Source organism: Ciceribacter ferrooxidans, from assembly GCF_004137355.1.
Taxonomy (GTDB): domain Bacteria; phylum Pseudomonadota; class Alphaproteobacteria; order Rhizobiales; family Rhizobiaceae; genus Allorhizobium; species Allorhizobium ferrooxidans.
In genome coordinates this window covers 352918-372820 of sequence record NZ_SDVB01000170.1, presented here as the reverse complement: position 1 = coordinate 372820, position 19903 = coordinate 352918, and the positions used below count along the sequence as shown (strand labels likewise).

Below are 19903 nucleotides of genomic sequence, written 5' to 3'. Positions count from 1 at the left end.
GCCTCGATCATCGAGTAATCGATCCTTGAGTAAGTTTCGGTTCCCTACAGGGGCCGAGAGAACCCCGCCGGAAACGGCGGGGTTTTTGCTTTTAGGAGGTTCCTCGGCCATGCGCAGGCGGGAAGGCCGCTCTGCAGGCTCGCGGGTTGCGGCAGGGCGCCCGTGGTGGTAGAAAGTGATCAGTGATTTCGCCGCGCTCGCATGGTTCGAGCGCATTCGACGGCTGACAAACCACGGTTCCCGATGTGAAGACGATGAGCTCCGCAGCGACGGCTGTTGCCGCTTGCCTGGCGTTTGCCTGTCCGCCTCTCGGCGCGGCGGCGCGTGCCGATGACGGCCGGCCGCTCATCTGGAACGTCTCGAAGGCTGGCGACCGTGCCTTCCAGTTCCGCACCGGGATCCGCTGGCCCAGCCTGTTCTCCCCGAGCGTCGGTGCCGACACGACGATGACGGCGGCGACCAACGGGAGGGACGGATCGCGGGAACTGCCCTTGCGGCTGTGGGGGAGCGTCGCACTGGGGGCAGGGGCGACCGCCGCCGGCGCATGGCAGGTGAATGCCGGCGCCGGTTATGATCCTGCGGTCGGCCGGCAGGCCTTTTCGCTCTCGCAGACCGGACAGTGGTCGCTGACGCCGGCGATCGACGTTGCCGCTTCGCGTACGGTGGAAGCGAGTGCGATCGCGGGACAGTCGGTCGGTTTCGTCGCGCGGCAGTCGGTGAAAGTCGATTTTTCCGATCTCGGCACATCCTTGCGGATGGAGGGCTTCCTCGACGGACGCACCCGTGCCGCTCACGCGAATCTCGGTGTGGAAAAGAGGCTGTCGAGGGGCGTGGTCCTCTCTGCCGATCTTTCCGATCCGTTCCGCTCGAGCGCCGCGACCTTCGGTGCCCGCGTCCAGTGTCGGTGGTGAGCGCGAAAGATCGCACCGGCCTGTCGAAAAAGAAAAAACAGGCTTGCCAATCGTTTCGGCTCACCTTAAAGGAGCGCCATGCCAGCGCGCAGGACGTGGTTTGAGGCCGCGTCGGTGCCGGATCTAGGGGTATAGCTCAGTTGGTAGAGCGGCGGTCTCCAAAACCGCAGGTCGGGGGTTCGAGCCCCTCTGCCCCTGCCATGTCCCTTTCGAAGAGGACGTAGAACCGCGTGCCCGAGGTTTCGGGTGGGCCGGCAAAAGTTTGCATGATGTCGATTTCGCTCTTGTGAAATACGGAATCGGTGTTTATGTAGGGTGAAACAGACACGCGGTGCGTGGGGCTGACATAGTCGGCTTTACGCGCCGTAAAAGCGTGGGCAATAGATGGCATCCAAGACAAATCCGTTTGCGTTTCTGCAGCAGGTCCGCTCCGAGACGAACAAGGTGACATGGCCCACTCGTCGCGAGACGATGATCTCCACGGCCATGGTTCTCTTCATGGTGCTTTTTGCGGCGCTGTTTTTCTTTTCGGCGGATCAGATCATCGGTTGGCTTATCGGCCTGGTGCTGAGCGTCGGTAATTAATCGGGCGGAGACGGACATGGCGGCGCGTTGGTACATCGTCCACGCTTATTCGAATTTTGAGAAGAAGGTGGCTGAATCCATTGAGGAGAAGGCCAGACAGAAGGGGCTCGAGCATCTTTTCGAGAAGATCCTCGTGCCGACCGAGAAGGTGGTCGAGGTGCGGCGTGGCCGCAAGGTCGACAGCGAGCGCAAGTTCTTCCCGGGCTATGTCCTGGTGCGCGCCGATCTGACCGACGAGGCCTACCATCTCATCAAGAATACCCCGAAGGTGACGGGTTTCCTCGGTTCCGACAACAAGCCGGTTCCGATCCCGGACTACGAGGCTGAGCGCATCCTGGGTCAGGTCCAGGAAGGTGTCGAGCGCCCGAAGTCCTCCGTCTCGTTCGAGATCGGCGAGCAGGTCCGTGTTTCCGACGGTCCGTTCGCCTCGTTCAACGGCACCGTCCAGGATGTCGATGAAGAGCGTTCGCGCCTCAAGGTGGAAGTGTCGATCTTCGGTCGCGCCACCCCGGTCGAGCTCGAATATTCTCAGGTCGAAAAGGTCTGAGTGTCGGGGCGGTCATCCGCCCTGTTCCGCGTGGGAGGATGAGGGCCTGAAGCCGGGCCTTTCAGACGCACCACGCAACCGCAGCCGCCGATGCAAATCGGCATTTTCGGACCGGGCGACCGGTCCTTAAGGAAAGGCAGAGAGAAATGGCTAAGAAAGTTGCAGGCCAGCTCAAGCTGCAGGTCAAGGCAGGATCGGCAAACCCGTCCCCGCCGATTGGCCCGGCGCTTGGTCAGCGTGGCATTAACATCATGGAATTCTGCAAGGCGTTCAATGCCGCCACGCAGGAAATGGAAAAGGGTATGCCGATCCCGGTCGTCATCACCTACTACCAGGACAAGTCCTTCACCTTCGCGATGAAGCAGCCGCCGGTCACCTACTGGCTGAAGAAGGAAGCAAAGATCACCTCCGGCTCGAAGACGCCGGGCAAGGGTGCGAAGGTCGGTACCATCACTAAGGCTCAGGTCCGTGCGATCGCCGAAGGCAAGATGAAGGACCTCAACGCAGCCGACGTCGAAGGCGCAATGGCGATGGTCGAGGGCTCTGCCCGCTCCATGGGCCTGGAAGTGGTAGGTTGATCATGGCTAAGCTCGCAAAGCGCATTCAGAAGATCCGCGAAGGCATCGATCCGTCGAAGCTCGTCGCCCTGTCGGACGCCATCGCAATGGTCAAGGAACGGGCCGTCGCCAAGTTCGACGAAACCGTCGAAATCGCGATGAACCTCGGCGTCGACCCGCGTCACGCCGACCAGATGGTTCGTGGCGTCGTCAATCTGCCGAACGGCACCGGTCGCGACGTTCGCGTCGCCGTCTTCGCCCGTGGCGCCAAGGCTGACGAAGCCAAGGCAGCCGGTGCGGATATCGTCGGTGCGGAAGAGCTCGTCGAGATCGTCCAGGGCGGCAAGATCGACTTCGATCGCTGCATCGCGACCCCGGACATGATGCCGCTCGTCGGCCGTCTCGGCAAGGTTCTCGGCCCGCGCGGCATGATGCCGAACCCGAAGGTCGGGACCGTCACCATGGATGTCACCGGTGCCGTCAAGGCTTCCAAGGGCGGTGCCGTCGAGTTCCGCGTCGAGAAGGCCGGTATCGTTCATGCCGGTATCGGCAAGGCTTCCTTCGACGCCAAGGCGCTCGAAGAAAACATCAAGGCCTTCGCTGACGCCGTCATCAAGGCAAAGCCCGCCGGCGCGAAGGGTAACTACGTCAAGCGCGTAGCGATCTCCTCGACCATGGGCCCGGGCGTCAAGATCGACCCGGCGTCGGTCACCGCGGCCTAAGAATTTTTCCGGAGCCACAGCGGCTCCGGAATACAGTGATTTCCGGCCTGAAAGGGCCGGGAATTTCCGGGGAAACCCGGAACTCCTGTCCGAGATTGCAGGCGGCTTTGGCCTTAATCGTCATGGTCTGCATGAGACGGGTAAGACCCGGATTTGGAAAGACACCTGGTGTCTTGAAAGAGTCGGTTCGAGCCTAGTGTGCCTTGTGCCTGGAGCCAGACGGCGACAGTGCGAGGGGACAGGATCCTCAAGCGTCGCTTGGGGTCCGATCTGAAGGATCCCTTGAGGCAAAGGCAAACCGGCAGGGTCCGAGACATCGGTCCTGCCAACTGGAGACAGACAGTGGAAAGAGCGGAAAAACGCGAATTCGTCACGGAGCTGAACGAAGTCTTCAAGGCTTCCGGTTCGGTTGTCGTGGCCCACTATGCTGGTGTCACAGTCGCGCAGATGAACGACTTCCGTTCGAAGATGCGCGCTGCTGGCGGCACCGTCAAAGTCGCGAAGAACCGTCTGGCCAAGATCGCTCTTCAGGGTACGGAGTCGGAAGGGATCACTGATCTCTTCAAGGGTCAGACGCTGATCGCATACAGCGAAGACCCGATTGTGGCTCCGAAGGTCGTCATGGATTTCGCCAAGACCAACGACAAGCTCGTTGTACTCGGCGGCGCCATGGGGGCAACCGCTCTCAATGCGGATGCAGTCAAGTCGCTCGCGACCCTGCCTTCGCTGGACGAGCTGCGTGCGAAGCTGCTGGGCCTCCTCAACGCCCCGGCTACCCGCATCGCAACGGTTGTCGCAGCACCGGCAAGCCAGCTTGCTCGCGTGTTCTCGGCCTACGCCAAGAAGGACGAAGCCGCCTAAGGTGGTTTTTCGCTGTTAATATCGAACCAGTTCGAACCGAACAAAAGGAACTAGTAAAATGGCTGATCTCGCAAAGATCGTTGAAGACCTCTCCTCGCTGACCGTTCTGGAAGCTGCTGAGCTTTCCAAGATGCTCGAAGAAAAGTGGGGCGTTTCCGCTGCTGCTCCGGTAGCCGTTGCTGCCGTTGCCGGCGGTGCTGCCGGTGGCGCTGCTGCCGCTGAAGAAGAAAAGACCGAATTCGACGTCATCCTCGTCGACGCCGGCGCCAACAAGATCAACGTCATCAAGGAAGTCCGCGGCATCACCGGCCTCGGCCTCAAGGAAGCCAAGGACCTGGTCGAAGGCGCTCCGAAGCCGGTCAAGGAAGGCGTATCCAAGGGCGAAGCTGCTGACCTCAAGAAGAAGCTTGAGGAAGCCGGCGCCAAGGTCGACGTCAAGTAATATCGGAACAGCTTGTGGGAGAGGGCGTTCTGTCCTCTCCCATTCGCCGTTTCTCGAGAACAGATTACCCAAAAGCCCGTCAAAACGGCTTTTGGGTAATGGGTTCTTCAAGAGGATGGTTCCAATCCGACCCGCCAGGCAATCCGGCCGGCCGTTCGGAGACAGGAACGAGATTGAACGTTTCCCATTGATTGATGGACCTGAATGGCCAGCAGGTTCCGTCTGTTGCAGGCCCGGATGCACAAATTGACAAGGAGCGACGATGGCTCAGACCCTTTCCTTTAATGGTCGCAGGCGCGTACGCAAGTTTTTTGGAAAAATTCCAGAAGTCGCGGAAATGCCGAACCTCATCGAGGTTCAGAAGGCTTCCTATGACCAGTTCCTCATGGTCGACGAACCCCAAGGGGGGCGTCCCGACGAGGGGCTTCAAGCCGTTTTCAAGTCCGTCTTCCCGATCACCGACTTCTCGGGCGCTTCGATGCTCGAATTCGTGTCCTACGAATTCGAACCGCCGAAGTTCGACGTCGACGAATGCCGCCAGCGTGACCTGACCTATGCTGCGCCGCTCAAGGTGACGCTGCGTCTCATCGTGTTCGATATCGACGAGGATACCGGCGCCCGCTCGATCAAGGACATCAAGGAACAGTCCGTCTACATGGGCGACATGCCGCTCATGACCAATAACGGTACCTTCATCGTCAACGGTACCGAGCGCGTCATCGTTTCCCAGATGCACCGTTCTCCGGGCGTGTTCTTCGATCACGACAAGGGCAAGAGCCATTCCTCCGGCAAGCTGCTGTTCGCCGCTCGCGTGATCCCGTATCGCGGTTCCTGGCTCGACATCGAGTTCGACGCGAAGGACATCGTTCACGCGCGTATCGACCGCCGCCGCAAGATCCCCGTGACGTCGCTCTTGATGGCGCTCGGCATGGACGGCGAAGAGATCCTGTCGACGTTCTACTCGAAGTCCGTCTACCAGCGTGACGCCGACGGCTGGCGCGTTCCCTTCAGCCCGGAAGCGCTGAAGGGTGCCAAGGCCATCTCAGACATGATCGACGCCGACACCGGCGAAGTGGTCGTCGAGGGTGGCAAGAAGCTCACCCCGCGCCTGCTGCGGCAGTTGCAGGACAAGGGCCTGAAGGCCCTCAAGGCCACCGATGACGATCTCTACGGCAACTACCTCGCCGAAGACATGGTCAACATGGCGACCGGCGAGATCTATCTCGAAGCCGGTGACGAGATCGACGAGAAGTCGCTGCAGGTGATCCTGGATTCCGGTTTCGACGAGATCCCGGTTCTTGGCATCGACCACATCAACGTCGGCGCCTACATCCGCAACACACTTTCCGCCGACAAGAACGAGAACCGCCAGGACGCGCTGTTCGACATCTACCGCGTCATGCGTCCGGGCGAACCGCCGACCATGGAATCGGCCGAAGCGATGTTCCAGTCGCTGTTCTTCGACGCCGAGCGCTACGACCTGTCGGCTGTCGGCCGCGTCAAGATGAATATGCGTCTCGACCTCGACTGCCCGGACACCGTGCGCGTCCTGCGCAAGGACGACATCCTGGCCGTCGTCAAGATGCTGGTCGAACTGCGTGACGGCAAGGGCGAGATCGACGACATCGACAACCTCGGCAACCGTCGTGTTCGCTCCGTCGGCGAACTGATGGAGAACCAGTACCGTCTCGGCCTGCTCCGCATGGAGCGCGCGATCAAGGAACGCATGTCCTCGATCGAGATCGACACGGTCATGCCGCAGGATCTCATCAACGCCAAGCCGGCCGCCGCCGCGGTTCGCGAATTCTTCGGCTCCTCGCAGCTGTCGCAGTTCATGGACCAGGTGAACCCGCTCTCGGAAATCACCCACAAGCGCCGTCTTTCGGCTCTCGGCCCGGGTGGTCTGACCCGTGAGCGCGCCGGCTTCGAAGTCCGCGACGTTCATCCGACGCACTACGGCCGTATCTGCCCGATCGAAACGCCGGAAGGCCCGAACATCGGTCTGATCAACTCGCTCGCCACCTTCGCCCGCGTCAACAAGTACGGCTTCATCGAGAGCCCGTACCGCAAGATCGTCGACGGCAAGGTGACCAACGAGGTCGTATACCTGTCGGCCATGGAAGAGGCGAAGTACTACGTCGCCCAGGCGAACTCCGAGATGACCGCCGATGGCGCGTTCGTCGAAGAATTCGTCGTCTGCCGTCATGCCGGCGAAGTCATGCTTGCCCCGCGCGACACCATCAACCTGATGGACGTCTCGCCGAAGCAGCTCGTTTCGGTCGCGGCCGCGCTCATCCCGTTCCTGGAAAACGACGACGCCAACCGCGCTCTCATGGGCTCGAACATGCAGCGTCAGGCCGTGCCGCTCCTGCGTGCGGAAGCGCCGTTCGTCGGCACCGGCATGGAACCGATCGTCGCTCGTGACTCCGGTGCTGCGATCGCGGCTCGCCGCGGCGGCGTGGTCGACCAGGTCGATGCGACCCGTATCGTTATCCGCGCCACGGAAGACCTCGATCCGTCGAAGTCGGGCGTCGACATCTATCGCCTGATGAAGTTCCAGCGTTCGAACCAGAACACCTGCGTCAACCAGCGTCCGCTGGTCACCGTCGGTGACGTGCTCAACAAGGGTGACATCATTGCGGACGGTCCGTCGACCGATCTCGGCGACCTGGCGCTCGGCCGCAATGCGCTCGTCGCGTTCATGCCCTGGAACGGCTACAACTATGAGGACTCGATCCTCATGTCCGAGCGCATCGTGAGCGAAGACGTCTTCACCTCGATCCACATCGAGGAGTTCGAGGTCATGGCCCGCGACACCAAGCTGGGTCCGGAAGAAATCACCCGCGATATTCCGAACGTTTCGGAAGAAGCGCTGCGCAACCTCGATGAAGCCGGTATCGTCTACATCGGTGCGGAGGTTCAGCCGGGTGACATCCTGGTCGGCAAGATCACGCCGAAGGGCGAAAGCCCGATGACGCCGGAAGAAAAGCTTCTGCGCGCCATCTTCGGCGAGAAGGCGTCCGACGTCCGCGACACCTCCATGCGCATGCCTCCGGGCACGTTCGGCACTGTCGTCGAAGTTCGCGTCTTCAACCGCCACGGCGTGGAGAAGGACGAACGCGCGATGGCGATCGAGCGCGAGGAAATCGAGCGTCTCGCGAAGGACCGCGACGACGAACAGGCGATCCTCGACCGCAACGTCTACGGTCGTCTGCTCGACATGCTGCGCGGCCAGGCGTCGATCGCCGGTCCGAAGGGCTTCAAGAAGGGCGTCGAGCTCTCCAACGCCGTCGTCTCGGAATACCCGCGTTCGCAGTGGTGGATGTTTGCCGTCGAGAACGAGAAGGTCCAGGGCGAAATCGAAGCGCTCCGTGCCCAGTACGACGAATCCAAGTCGCGCCTCGAACAGCGCTTCATGGACAAGGTCGAGAAGGTCCAGCGCGGCGATGAAATGCCTCCGGGCGTGATGAAGATGGTCAAGGTCTTCGTCGCTGTGAAGCGCAAGATCCAGCCGGGCGACAAGATGGCCGGCCGTCACGGCAACAAGGGTGTCGTCTCGCGCATCGTTCCGGTCGAGGACATGCCGTTCCTCGAAGACGGCACGCATGTCGACATCGTCCTGAACCCGCTCGGCGTGCCTTCGCGCATGAACGTCGGCCAGATCCTCGAAACGCACCTTGCCTGGGCTTGCGCCGGCATGGGCAGGAAGATCGGCCAGATGCTCGAGGACTATCGCAAGCACCTCGACATCACCGACCTCAGGAAGGAACTGACGGACATCTACGCGTCCGAAGCCCACGACGAAGTGAAGAACTTCGACGATGCGTCGCTGGTCAAGCTCGCCGAAGAAGCCAAGCGCGGTGTCTCCATCGCGACCCCGGTCTTCGACGGTGCGCATGAAAGCGATGTCGCCTCGATGCTGAAGCGCGCGGGTCTCGACCCGTCGGGTCAGTCGGTCCTGTACGACGGTCGTACCGGTGAAGCCTTCGACCGCAGGGTCACCGTCGGCTACATGTACATGATCAAGCTGAACCACCTGGTCGACGACAAGATCCACGCTCGCTCGATCGGTCCGTACTCGCTCGTCACCCAGCAGCCGCTGGGCGGCAAGGCGCAGTTCGGCGGTCAGCGCTTCGGGGAAATGGAAGTCTGGGCGCTCGAAGCCTACGGTGCTGCATACACCCTGCAGGAAATGCTCACCGTCAAGTCGGACGACGTCGCGGGCCGTACCAAGGTCTACGAAGCGATCGTGCGCGGAGACGACACCTTCGAAGCGGGCATTCCCGAGAGCTTCAACGTTCTCGTCAAGGAAATGCGCTCGCTCGGTCTCTCCGTCGAGCTCGAGAACTCGAAGGTCGGCACCGAGGACGGGAGCCAGCTTCCGGACGCCGCCGAGTAACAGGTTGACAAGGGCGTGCGTGGCGAAGGCCGCGCACGCCATCCCCTCCCGGGACAGCCGTTCCGGATCTGGCCGGGGCAGGGGAGTTTCGCCGCATTTCGCGGTTATTGTCATTTAGGGGTCCGGAGCGGCAACCCGGGATTTCGCCGCCACCGTGACCCAATTGAGGGCTCTTTGCCCCATCAAGGAGACAGGCATGAACCAAGAGGTCATGAACCTTTTCAACCCGCAGGTGCCGGCCCAGCACTTCGATTCGATCCGCATCTCGATCGCGTCGCCTGAGAAGATCCTTTCCTGGTCCTACGGCGAGATCAAGAAGCCGGAAACGATCAACTACCGCACGTTCAAGCCGGAACGTGACGGCCTGTTCTGCGCGCGCATCTTCGGACCGATCAAGGACTACGAGTGCCTGTGCGGCAAGTACAAGCGCATGAAGTACAAGGGCATCATCTGCGAAAAGTGCGGCGTCGAAGTCACGCTGTCGCGCGTTCGCCGCGAGCGCATGGGCCACATCGAGCTTGCTGCGCCGGTTGCCCACATCTGGTTCCTGAAGTCGCTTCCCTCGCGCATCTCGACGCTGCTCGACATGACGCTGAAGGATGTCGAACGCGTCCTCTACTTCGAAAACTACATCGTCACCGAGCCCGGCCTGACCGCGCTCAAGGAACACCAGCTTCTCTCCGAAGAAGAGTACATGCTGGCGGTGGACGAGTATGGTGAAGACCAGTTCACGGCGATGATCGGTGCAGAGGCCATCTACGAGATGCTCGCCTCGATGAACCTCGACAAGATCGCCGGCGACCTGCGTTCGGAACTCGCCGACACCACCTCGGATCTGAAGCAGAAGAAGCTGATGAAGCGGCTGAAGATCGTCGAGAACTTCATCGAGTCCGGCAACCGCCCGGAATGGATGATCATGAAGGTCGTTCCGGTCATCCCGCCGGACCTGCGCCCGCTGGTTCCGCTCGATGGCGGCCGTTTCGCGACGTCCGACCTCAACGATCTCTATCGTCGCGTCATCAACCGTAACAACCGTCTGAAGCGCCTCATCGAGCTGCGCGCGCCGGGCATCATCATCCGCAACGAAAAGCGCATGCTGCAGGAATCTGTGGATGCGCTGTTCGACAACGGTCGCCGCGGCCGCGTCATCACCGGCGCCAACAAGCGTCCGCTGAAGTCGCTGTCCGACATGCTCAAGGGCAAGCAGGGCCGCTTCCGCCAGAACCTGCTCGGCAAGCGCGTCGACTATTCCGGCCGTTCGGTCATCGTGACCGGTCCGGAACTCAAGCTGCACCAGTGCGGCCTGCCGAAGAAGATGGCGCTCGAGCTCTTCAAGCCGTTCATCTACGCCCGCCTCGACGCCAAGGGTTACTCCTCGACCGTCAAGCAAGCCAAGAAGCTGGTCGAAAAGGAAAAGCCGGAAGTCTGGGATATCCTCGACGAGGTCATCCGCGAGCATCCGGTTCTCCTGAACCGCGCGCCGACGCTGCACCGCCTGGGCATCCAGGCCTTCGAACCGATCCTGGTCGAAGGCAAGGCGATCCAGCTGCACCCGCTCGTCTGCACGGCCTTCAACGCCGACTTCGACGGTGACCAGATGGCCGTTCACGTGCCGCTGTCGCTCGAAGCCCAGCTCGAAGCCCGCGTGCTGATGATGTCGACGAACAACATCCTGCATCCGGCGAACGGCGCCCCGATCATCGTTCCCTCGCAGGACATGGTTCTCGGCCTCTATTACCTGTCGATCCTGAACCAGAACGAGCCGGGCGAAGGCATGGCCTTCTCCGACATGGGCGAACTGCACCACGCTCTGGAAAACAAGGTCGTCACGCTGCACGCGAAGATCCGCGGCCGCTTCAAGACCGTCGATGCCGAAGGCAAGCCGGTTTCGAAGATCTACGAAACCACGCCCGGTCGCATGATCATCGGCGAACTTCTGCCGAAGAACGTCAACGTGCCGTTCGACATCTGCAACCAGGAAATGACCAAGAAGAACATCTCCAAGATGATCGACACGGTCTACCGCCATTGCGGCCAGAAGGACACGGTCATCTTCTGCGACCGCATCATGCAGCTGGGCTTCACCCATGCCTGCAAGGCGGGCATTTCCTTCGGCAAGGATGACATGGTCATCCCGGACACCAAGGCGAAGATCGTCGGTGACACCGAAGCCCTGGTCAAGGAATACGAGCAGCAGTACAACGACGGCCTGATCACCCAGGGCGAGAAGTACAACAAGGTCGTCGACGCCTGGGGCAAGGCCACCGAAAAGGTCGCGGAAGAAATGATGGCCCGCATCAAGGCCGTCGAATTCGACCCCGAGACCGGTCGCCAGAAGCCGATGAACTCGATCTACATGATGAGCCACTCGGGTGCTCGTGGTTCTCCGAACCAGATGCGCCAGCTGGGCGGCATGCGCGGCCTCATGGCCAAGCCGTCGGGCGAAATCATCGAGACGCCGATCATCTCGAACTTCAAGGAAGGCCTGACCGTGAACGAGTACTTTAACTCGACGCACGGTGCCCGTAAGGGTCTCGCAGACACCGCTCTGAAGACCGCGAACTCCGGTTACCTGACCCGTCGTCTCGTCGACGTGGCGCAGGACTGCATCGTCAACATGGTCGATTGCGGCACCGACAAGGGCCTGACCATGACGGCGATCGTCGACGCCGGCCAGGTCGTGGCCTCCATCGGCGCCCGCGTTCTGGGTCGTACCGCACTCGATGATATCGATCATCCGGTCACGGGTGAGCGCATCGTCGATGCCGGCAAGATGATCATGGAAGCCGATGTCGTCGAGATCGAAAAGGCAGGCATCCAGTCGATCCGCATTCGCTCGGCTCTGACCTGCGAAGTCCAGACGGGCGTCTGCTCCGTCTGCTACGGCCGCGACCTTGCGCGCGGTACGCCGGTCAACATGGGCGAAGCCGTCGGTGTCATCGCCGCGCAGTCGATCGGCGAGCCGGGCACGCAGCTCACCATGCGTACCTTCCACCTTGGCGGCACCGCGAACGTGGTCGACCAGTCGTTCCTCGAAGCGTCGTATGAAGGTACGATCGCGATCAAGAACCGCAACATGTTGCGCAACTCCGAAGGCAATCTCATTGCCATGGGCCGCAACCTGGCGATCACGATCCTCGATGAACGTGGCGTCGAGCGCTCCTCGCAGCGCGTCGCCTACGGTTCGAAGGTCTTCGTGGACGATGGCGACAAGGTTCGCCGCGGCCAGCGTCTCGCCGAGTGGGATGCGTACACCCGCCCGATGATGACGGAAGTCGAGGGTATCGTGCACTTCGAGGACGTCGTGGACGGCATCTCCGTTCTGGAAGCGACCGACGAGTCGACCGGTATCACCAAGCGTCAGGTCATCGACTGGCGTTCGACCCCGCGCGGTGCGGACTTGAAGCCTGCGATCGTCATCAAGGACGCCGCCGGCAACGTGGCCAAGCTGTCGCGTGGCGGCGAAGCCCGCTTCCAGCTGTCGGTCGACGCGATCCTGTCGGTCGAGCCCGGACAGAAGGTCTCCCAGGGTGACGTTCTTGCCCGTTCGCCGCTCGAAAGCGCCAAGACCAAGGACATCACCGGTGGTCTGCCGCGCGTTGCCGAACTGTTCGAAGCCCGTCGTCCGAAGGACCACGCCATCATCGCGGAGATCGATGGCACGATCCGTCTCGGTCGCGACTACAAGAACAAGCGTCGCGTCATCATCGAGCCGGCGGAAGACGGTGTCGAGCCGGTCGAGTACCTGATCCCGAAGGGCAAGCCCTTCCATCTTCAGGACGGCGACTATATCGAAAAGGGTGACTACATCCTCGACGGTAACCCGGCTCCGCACGACATCCTGGCGATCAAGGGCGTCGAGGCTCTGGCCTCGTACCTGGTCAACGAGATCCAGGAAGTCTACCGTCTGCAGGGCGTTGTGATCAACGACAAGCACATCGAGGTGATCGTTCGCCAGATGCTGCAGAAGGTCGAGATCACGGACTCGGGCGACAGCCAGTACATCGTCGGCGACAATGTCGACCGCATCGAGCTGGAAGACGCCAACGAGCGCCTGATCGAGGAAGGCAAGAAGCCGGCTTACGGCGAGCCCGTCCTCCTCGGCATCACCAAGGCCTCGCTGCAGACGCCGTCGTTCATCTCGGCCGCATCCTTCCAGGAAACCACCAAGGTTCTCACGGAAGCTGCGATTGCCGGCAAGACCGACACGCTGCAGGGCCTCAAGGAAAACGTCATCGTCGGTCGTCTGATCCCGGCCGGTACCGGCGGAACCATGACGCAGATCCGCCGCATCGCCACCTCGCGCGACGACCTCATCCTCGAGGAGCGCAAGAAGGGTACCGGTGCGGATGTGGCAACCCCGATGCTGCAGGACCTCGCCGCCGGCGAGAACCTTCCGGCCGGCGAATAATCGCCGCGCCACTTCGGACAAGAAAGACCGCCCGGAGCAATCCGGGCGGTCTTTTGCATCTACGGGTCGCGCGTACCGACCTTGATCTATCTCAAGGTGCATTATTAGAATAAGTCTAAACTATGGGGTGTTCGAAACCGAATGGAGACTCCCCATGAAGAAGCTTTCGACTACCGTCTCGGCCCTTCTGGTTGCGACTTCCACATTGGCCGCCGACGCCGTCCCCGACATTCGTTCGAGGGCGCTTGAGGTGTTCAAGCCCCTGCCGTCGACGACACCGGCGGTGGCGCACAACCCGATCACGCCGGCCAAGATCGCGCTCGGCAAGGCACTGTTCTTCGATCCACGCGTATCCGCCTCCGGCGTCTTCTCCTGCAATTCCTGTCATAACCTGGCGACCGGCGGGGACGACAATCTGGAGACGTCGATCGGCCATGGTTGGCAGAAGGGGCCGCGCAACGCGCCGACGGCACTGAACGCGGTGTTCAATGTCGCCCAGTTCTGGGACGGACGGGCGGAGGATCTGAAGGCGCAGGCCAAAGGTCCGGTGCAGGCAGGCGTCGAGATGGCGAACACACCGGAGAACGTCGTCGCGACGCTGAAATCCATGCCGGACTACGGCGAGTGGTTCAAGGCGGCCTTTCCGGATGACGCCGATCCGGTGACCTTCGACAACTTCGCCAAGGCCATCGAGGCCTTCGAGGCGACGCTCATTACGCCGGCACCCTTCGACGCGTGGTTGAACGGCGACGAAGAGGCGTTGACGCCGGACGAGAAGCAGGGGCTCGCGCTCTTCATGGACAAGGGCTGTTCCTCCTGTCACACGGGCATCAATGTGGGCGGGCAGGGCTATTTCCCGTTCGGCGTCGTCGAAAAACCCGGCGCTGACGTGCTGCCGCAGAACGACAGGGGGCGTTTTTCGATCACCAACACGGCGGACGACTCCTACGTCTTCCGCGCAGCTCCTCTCCGCAATGTCGCGCTGACGGCGCCGTACTTTCACTCGGGAAAGGTGTGGGACCTGAAGCAGGCGGTGGCGATCATGGGCACGGCGCAGCTCGGTCAGGAGTTGAGCGAAGGGGAGGTGACCCTCATCGTCGCCTTCCTCGACTCCCTGACCGGCAGAATGCCGGAGGTGAACGTGCCGGTCCTTCCGCCCGAGACCGATGCGACGCCGCGGCCGAACGGGAAGATCGTCAAGAAATAGGTACCTCGACAGACGAGAAAGGCCGCCGGCATGTGCCGGCGGCCCCTGGTTTTGTGCTCGGGACGCGGCCCTCAGTTGAAGCGGATGATGGCGATCTCGCCTTCGAGCGCACCCTGATAGGCAGAGGCGTGCGGCTCTTCATCCGGCGCGCCGTTGATCATGCCGATCTGGTCGAGGTCGGCCTCCACGAAGCCTTCCTCGGAGAGTGCGTTCAGAGCCTCGCGAACGGCGGAGTCGTCGTCAGGCGCGCGCAAGAGGATGTGAAGGTCGACGCCTTCGCCGCCTTCCTCTTCATAGCCCTTGGCGATGATGATGAAGACCATCGGCGTGTCGAAATTGTTGTCGTTGTCCGGATTGTGGGCCATCTCGGTCTTCTTTCCTGAGTCGGGAATCGAAACGCGCGGGAGCGGAAGAGCCCGTGCGAAGGGTGGTTGGAGGATGTTTGCCGTTTCTAGCCGATTTTCATAGCGAGGCCCATGCAGAATCTCCAAGGGGGTGCTATATATCGTTGGTCCGCGCCGTCAAACGGCCGGAACGGCGGCCTGCCGACCCGATAATTTGCGATTGTGACTTGACGTCAGCAGGTGAAAACAGTAGTACGCCCGACATCGGAACCCATGTGAGGTTAGGCTTTTCGGAACGCCATGTTCCGGAGTTCATCTCAAACAGGGTCTAAAACGCACTTGAAGATACAAATGCTGCATACATGACGCGTCGTTGGATGCGTCCTCTGATCGTTGTGGTCCATCCGCGATGAGCGGGTAGGGCCACATTTTGCGCATGAGGATAGGGTGCGTCCGTCGCCGGAAACGGCAAAAGCAACGGCCCGGAAGGGCTTGAGAGACAAGATCTATAAGGGATGGTTGTATGCCTACCGTAAACCAGCTTATCCGCAAGCCCCGTCAGGCGCAGGTAAAGCGTAACAAGGTTCCTGCCCTGCAGGAAAACCCGCAGAAGCGCGGCGTTTGCACCCGCGTTTATACCACGACCCCGAAGAAGCCGAACTCGGCACTTCGTAAGGTTGCCAAGATCCGTTTGACCAACGGCTTCGAAGTGATCGGCTACATTCCGGGCGAAGGTCACAACCTTCAGGAACACTCCGTCGTCATGATCCGTGGCGGCCGCGTGAAGGACCTTCCGGGTGTTCGTTACCACATCATCCGCGGCGTTCTCGATACCCAGGGTGTCAAGAACCGCAAGCAGCGCCGTTCGAAGTACGGTGCGAAGCGTCCGAAGTAATTCGGTTTTTATTGGAATTCGGCGCTGCGCGAGGTTCTCCGCGTGATAAGGCGCCTTAACAGTTGAGAGACAAGAAGTATGTCCCGTCGCCATAGTGCAGAAAAGCGTGAGATCAACCCGGATCCGAAGTTCGGTGATCTCGTCGTCACGAAGTTCATGAATGCCATCATGCTTCACGGCAAGAAGTCGGTTGCTGAAAGCATCGTCTACGGTGCCTTCGACGCCGTTCAGGGCAAGTTGAAGCAGGAGCCGCTGGCCGTCTTCCATCAGGCGCTCGACAACGTCGCGCCGCATGTCGAAGTCCGCTCCCGCCGCGTCGGCGGTGCGACCTACCAGGTCCCGGTCGATGTTCGCCCGGAGCGCCGTCAGGCTCTTGCCATTCGCTGGCTGATCGCTGCTGCACGCAAGCGCAACGAGACCACCATGGTCGATCGCCTCTGCGGCGAACTCATGGATGCTGCCAACAACCGTGGCAGCGCGGTCAAGAAGCGTGAAGATACGCACAAGATGGCTGACGCAAACCGCGCGTTCTCGCATTACCGCTGGTAATCAGAACCGATCGATATTTGAAAGGCAGTCCATCATGGCTCGCGAATATAAAATCGAAGACTACCGCAACTTCGGTATCATGGCTCATATCGACGCCGGTAAGACCACGACGACCGAACGCATCCTCTACTACACCGGCAAGTCGCACAAGATCGGCGAAGTCCATGACGGCGCTGCGACCATGGACTGGATGGAGCAGGAGCAGGAACGCGGCATCACCATCACGTCTGCCGCGACCACGACCTTCTGGAAGGGTCGCGACGGCAAGATGCGCCGCTTCAACATCATCGACACGCCCGGCCACGTCGACTTCACCATCGAAGTTGAGCGCTCGCTGCGCGTTCTCGACGGCGCCGTAGCGCTTCTCGACGCCAACGCCGGCGTTGAGCCGCAGACGGAAACCGTGTGGCGTCAGGCGGACAAGTACAACGTTCCGCGCATGATCTTCTGCAACAAGATGGACAAGATCGGCGCGGACTTCTATCGCTCCGTCGAGATGATCAAGACCCGTCTCGGCGCGACCGCCGTCGTCTGCCAGTTGCCGATCGGCGCAGAAAACGACTTCAAGGGCGTTGTCGACCTGATCGAGATGAACGCTCTCGTCTGGCGCGACGAATCGCTCGGCGCCCAGTGGGACGTCGTCGAAATCCCGGCCGACCTGAAGGACAAGGCTGAAGAATGGCGCGAGAAGATGATCGAAACGGTCGTCGAACTCGATGAAGCCGCCATGGAAGCCTACCTCGAAGGCAACATGCCCGACAACGACACGATCCGCGCGCTGATCCGCAAGGGTACGATCGAAGTCAAGTTCTTCCCGATGTTCTGCGGCTCTGCCTTCAAGAACAAGGGTGTTCAGCCGCTGCTCGACGCCGTCGTCGAATTCCTGCCGTCGCCGATCGACATTCCGGCGATCAAGGGTATCGACGTCAAGACCGAAGCGGAAATCGAACGTCACCCCGACGATACCGAGCCGCTCTCGATGCTGGCGTTCAAGATCATGAACGACCCCTTCGTCGGCTCGCTGACCTTCTGCCGCATCTATTCGGGCAAGCTCGAAAAGGGCTCTTCCGTTCTCAACACGGTCAAGGACAAGCGCGAGCGCGTCGGCCGCATGCTGCAGATGCACTCCAACTCGCGTGAAGACATCGAAGAAGCCTTCGCAGGCGACATCGTTGCTCTTGCCGGCCTCAAGGAAACCACCACGGGCGACACGCTCTGCGATCCGCTGAAGCCGGTCATTCTCGAGCGCATGGAATTCCCGGAACCGGTTATCCAGATCGCGATCGAGCCGAAGTCGAAGGGCGACCAGGAAAAGATGGGCCTCGCGCTCAACCGCCTCGCCGCCGAAGACCCGTCCTTCCGCGTCAAGACCGACCAGGAATCCGGCCAGACCATCATCGCCGGCATGGGCGAACTTCACCTCGACATCATCGTCGACCGCATGCGTCGCGAGTTCAAGGTCGAAGCCAACGTCGGTGCTCCGCAGGTTGCCTATCGTGAAACCATCACGAAGACCTGTGAAGAAGACTACACGCACAAGAAGCAGACCGGTGGTACCGGCCAGTTCGCGCGCGTCAAGATCATCTTCGAACCGAACCCGGAAGGCGAAGACTTCAAGTTCGAGTCGAAGATCGTCGGTGGTTCCGTTCCGAAGGAGTACATCCCGGGCGTTCAGAAGGGTATCGAAAGCGTTCTGTCTTCCGGTCCGCTGGCAGGCTTCCCGATGCTGGGCGTGAAGGCGACCCTCATCGACGGTGCCTTCCACGACGTCGACTCCTCGGTTCTGGCCTTCGAAATCGCCTCGCGTGCCTGCTTCCGTGAAGCTGCTCGCAAGGCCGGTGCACAGCTCCTCGAGCCGATGATGAAGGTCGAGGTCGTCACCCCCGAGGACTACGTCGGTGACGTTATCGGCGACCTCAACTCCCGCCGTGGCCAGATCCAGGGCCAGGAGCAGCGAGGAATCGCGATCGTCATCAACGCTCACGTTCCGCTGGCGAACATGTTCAAGTACGTCGACAGCCTGCGCTCCATGTCGCAGGGCCGCGCGCAGTACTCGATGGTGTTCGACCACTACGCCCCGGTACCGAGTAACGTCGCCCAGGAAATCCAGGCCAAGTATTCCGGTCAGAAGTGACCGGAATACCCCAAAACCTGAACATTTAACGAATTTCTCCCCTCGTGGGAGATGAAAGAATGGAGAGCCGAAAATGGCAAAGAGTAAGTTTGAGCGCACGAAGCCGCACGTCAATATCGGCACGATTGGCCACGTTGACCATGGCAAGACGTCTCTGACGGCGGCGATCACCAAGTACTTTGGTGAGTTCAAGGCCTATGACCAGATCGACGCGGCACCGGAAGAGAAGGCCCGTGGTATCACGATCTCGACGGCACACGTCGAATACGAGACGGCGAACCGCCACTACGCGCACGTCGACTGCCCCGGCCACGCCGACTACGTCAAGAACATGATCACCGGTGCTGCCCAGATGGACGGCGCGATCCTGGTTTGCTCGGCTGCTGACGGCCCGATGCCGCAGACGCGCGAACACATCCTGCTCGCCCGCCAGGTCGGCGTTCCGGCGATCGTCGTGTTCCTGAACAAGGTCGACCAGGTCGACGACGCCGAGCTTCTCGAACTCGTCGAGCTCGAAGTTCGCGAACTCCTGTCGTCCTACGACTTCCCGGGCGACGAAATCCCGGTCATCAAGGGCTCGGCTCTTGCTGCTCTGGAAGATTCCAACAAGGAAATCGGCGAGAACGCCATCCGCGCTCTGATGGAAGCGGTCGACGCCTACATCCCGACGCCGGAACGTCCGATCGACCAGCCGTTCCTGATGCCGATCGAAGACGTGTTCTCGATCTCGGGCCGTGGTACGGTTGTGACCGGCCGCGTCGAGCGTGGCATCATCAAGGTCGGCGAAGAAGTCGAGATCGTCGGCATCCGTCCGACCATCAAGTCGACCTGCACGGGCGTTGAAATGTTCCGCAAGCTTCTGGACCAGGGCCAGGCCGGCGACAACATCGGCGCGCTGCTTCGCGGTGTGGACCGCAACGGCGTCGAGCGTGGCCAGATCCTCTGCAAGCCGGGTTCTGTGAAGCCGCACAAGAAGTTCAAGGCCGAAGCCTACATCCTGACGAAGGAAGAAGGCGGCCGTCATACGCCGTTCTTCACGAACTACCGTCCGCAGTTCTACTTCCGCACGACGGACGTGACGGGCATCGTGACGCTTCCGGAAGGCACGGAAATGGTCATGCCGGGCGACAACGTGACCGTTGACGTCGAGCTGATCGTTCCGATCGCGATGGAAGAAAAGCTGCGCTTCGCGATCCGCGAAGGCGGCCGCACCGTCGGCGCCGGCATCGTCGCTTCGATTATTGAATAATAATCGAGCGAGAGGCCGAAAGCTGCCGACGCATTGAAGTGGTGCAAATGGCGCGCAAGCGCGATTTGCACGCGGCGCCGGCATCGTCGC

At 61.1% G+C, this 19903-nt stretch carries 15 protein-coding genes and 1 tRNA gene; 15 read left to right on the top strand and 1 reads right to left on the bottom strand.

Annotated features, from left to right (window positions below; genetic code table 11):
• Positions 1-254: 254 nt before the first annotated feature.
• The 11 genes from EUU22_RS06245 (at position 255) to EUU22_RS06195 (ending at position 14642) form a co-directional block, all read left to right on the top strand.
• Positions 255-911, top strand: a complete 657-nt coding sequence (locus EUU22_RS06245) for a hypothetical protein (RefSeq protein ID WP_129331173.1) — start codon at positions 255-257, stop codon at positions 909-911.
• 125 nt (positions 912-1036) lie between these two features.
• Positions 1037-1112 (top strand) — tRNA-Trp (locus tag EUU22_RS06240).
• Positions 1113-1295: 183 nt separating this feature from the next.
• A complete protein-coding gene (gene secE, locus EUU22_RS06235) occupies positions 1296-1496 on the top strand; it encodes a preprotein translocase subunit SecE (RefSeq protein ID WP_112691122.1) in 201 nt (66 codons plus the stop codon).
• Between the two features lie 16 nt (positions 1497-1512).
• Positions 1513-2043, top strand: a complete 531-nt coding sequence (gene nusG, locus EUU22_RS06230) for a transcription termination/antitermination protein NusG (RefSeq protein WP_112691121.1) — start codon at positions 1513-1515, stop codon at positions 2041-2043.
• Between the two features lie 146 nt (positions 2044-2189).
• Positions 2190-2621: a 50S ribosomal protein L11 gene (gene rplK, locus EUU22_RS06225; protein WP_099057545.1), complete on the top strand. Its 432-nt coding sequence runs from the start codon at positions 2190-2192 to the stop codon at positions 2619-2621.
• A gap of 2 nt (positions 2622-2623) precedes the next feature.
• Positions 2624-3322 carry a 50S ribosomal protein L1 gene (gene rplA, locus EUU22_RS06220; RefSeq protein ID WP_129331172.1) on the top strand — a complete coding sequence of 233 codons (699 nt, stop codon included), beginning with the start codon at positions 2624-2626 and terminating at the stop codon, positions 3320-3322.
• A 342-nt stretch (positions 3323-3664) separates the two neighbouring features.
• Positions 3665-4183 (top strand): 50S ribosomal protein L10, encoded by a 519-nt coding sequence (gene rplJ / locus EUU22_RS06215; protein WP_129331171.1) that lies wholly within the window; start codon positions 3665-3667, stop codon positions 4181-4183.
• Between the two features lie 58 nt (positions 4184-4241).
• Positions 4242-4625: a 50S ribosomal protein L7/L12 gene (gene rplL / locus EUU22_RS06210; RefSeq protein WP_129331170.1), complete on the top strand. Its 384-nt coding sequence runs from the start codon at positions 4242-4244 to the stop codon at positions 4623-4625.
• Between the two features lie 262 nt (positions 4626-4887).
• On the top strand, positions 4888-9024 hold the full coding sequence (gene rpoB / locus EUU22_RS06205) for a DNA-directed RNA polymerase subunit beta (protein WP_129331169.1): 4137 nt from the start codon (positions 4888-4890) through the stop codon (positions 9022-9024).
• A 196-nt stretch (positions 9025-9220) separates the two neighbouring features.
• Positions 9221-13435 carry a DNA-directed RNA polymerase subunit beta' gene (gene rpoC, locus EUU22_RS06200; RefSeq protein ID WP_129331168.1) on the top strand — a complete coding sequence of 1405 codons (4215 nt, stop codon included), beginning with the start codon at positions 9221-9223 and terminating at the stop codon, positions 13433-13435.
• A 154-nt stretch (positions 13436-13589) separates the two neighbouring features.
• Positions 13590-14642, top strand: coding sequence for a cytochrome-c peroxidase (locus EUU22_RS06195; protein WP_129331167.1), 1053 nt, complete (start codon positions 13590-13592; stop codon positions 14640-14642).
• A gap of 71 nt (positions 14643-14713) precedes the next feature.
• On the opposite strand, the gene EUU22_RS06190 is transcribed toward EUU22_RS06195, so the two are convergent.
• Positions 14714-15007, bottom strand: a complete 294-nt coding sequence (locus EUU22_RS06190) for a transcriptional regulator (protein ID WP_129331166.1) — start codon at positions 15005-15007, stop codon at positions 14714-14716.
• A gap of 502 nt (positions 15008-15509) precedes the next feature.
• On the opposite strand from EUU22_RS06190, the gene rpsL reads away from it, so the two are divergent.
• The 4 genes from rpsL (at position 15510) to tuf (ending at position 19813) form a co-directional block, all read left to right on the top strand.
• Positions 15510-15881 (top strand): 30S ribosomal protein S12, encoded by a 372-nt coding sequence (rpsL, locus tag EUU22_RS06185; protein ID WP_003507760.1) that lies wholly within the window; start codon positions 15510-15512, stop codon positions 15879-15881.
• A gap of 78 nt (positions 15882-15959) precedes the next feature.
• Positions 15960-16430: a 30S ribosomal protein S7 gene (rpsG, locus tag EUU22_RS06180; protein ID WP_129331165.1), complete on the top strand. Its 471-nt coding sequence runs from the start codon at positions 15960-15962 to the stop codon at positions 16428-16430.
• Between the two features lie 34 nt (positions 16431-16464).
• Entirely contained in the window at positions 16465-18564 is a 2100-nt protein-coding gene (fusA, locus tag EUU22_RS06175) for an elongation factor G (RefSeq protein WP_129331164.1), read from the top strand.
• Positions 18565-18637: 73 nt separating this feature from the next.
• Positions 18638-19813 carry an elongation factor Tu gene (gene tuf / locus EUU22_RS06170; protein ID WP_129331163.1) on the top strand — a complete coding sequence of 392 codons (1176 nt, stop codon included), beginning with the start codon at positions 18638-18640 and terminating at the stop codon, positions 19811-19813.
• Positions 19814-19903: the final 90 nt, after the last annotated feature.

Coding starts and splice junctions, on each gene's coding strand:
- rpsG (WP_129331165.1), top strand. CDS start 15,960: ATGTCCCGTCGCCATAGTGCAGAAAAGCGTGAGATCAACCCGGATCCG.
- secE (WP_112691122.1), top strand. CDS start 1,296: ATGGCATCCAAGACAAATCCGTTTGCGTTTCTGCAGCAGGTCCGCTCC.
- nusG (WP_112691121.1), top strand. CDS start 1,513: ATGGCGGCGCGTTGGTACATCGTCCACGCTTATTCGAATTTTGAGAAG.
- fusA (WP_129331164.1), top strand. CDS start 16,465: ATGGCTCGCGAATATAAAATCGAAGACTACCGCAACTTCGGTATCATG.
- rpsL (WP_003507760.1), top strand. CDS start 15,510: ATGCCTACCGTAAACCAGCTTATCCGCAAGCCCCGTCAGGCGCAGGTA.
- rplA (WP_129331172.1), top strand. CDS start 2,624: ATGGCTAAGCTCGCAAAGCGCATTCAGAAGATCCGCGAAGGCATCGAT.
- EUU22_RS06190 (WP_129331166.1), bottom strand. CDS start 15,007: ATGGCCCACAATCCGGACAACGACAACAATTTCGACACGCCGATGGTC.
- EUU22_RS06245 (WP_129331173.1), top strand. CDS start 255: ATGAGCTCCGCAGCGACGGCTGTTGCCGCTTGCCTGGCGTTTGCCTGT.
- tuf (WP_129331163.1), top strand. CDS start 18,638: ATGGCAAAGAGTAAGTTTGAGCGCACGAAGCCGCACGTCAATATCGGC.
- EUU22_RS06195 (WP_129331167.1), top strand. CDS start 13,590: ATGAAGAAGCTTTCGACTACCGTCTCGGCCCTTCTGGTTGCGACTTCC.
- rpoC (WP_129331168.1), top strand. CDS start 9,221: ATGAACCAAGAGGTCATGAACCTTTTCAACCCGCAGGTGCCGGCCCAG.
- rplK (WP_099057545.1), top strand. CDS start 2,190: ATGGCTAAGAAAGTTGCAGGCCAGCTCAAGCTGCAGGTCAAGGCAGGA.
- rpoB (WP_129331169.1), top strand. CDS start 4,888: ATGGCTCAGACCCTTTCCTTTAATGGTCGCAGGCGCGTACGCAAGTTT.
- rplL (WP_129331170.1), top strand. CDS start 4,242: ATGGCTGATCTCGCAAAGATCGTTGAAGACCTCTCCTCGCTGACCGTT.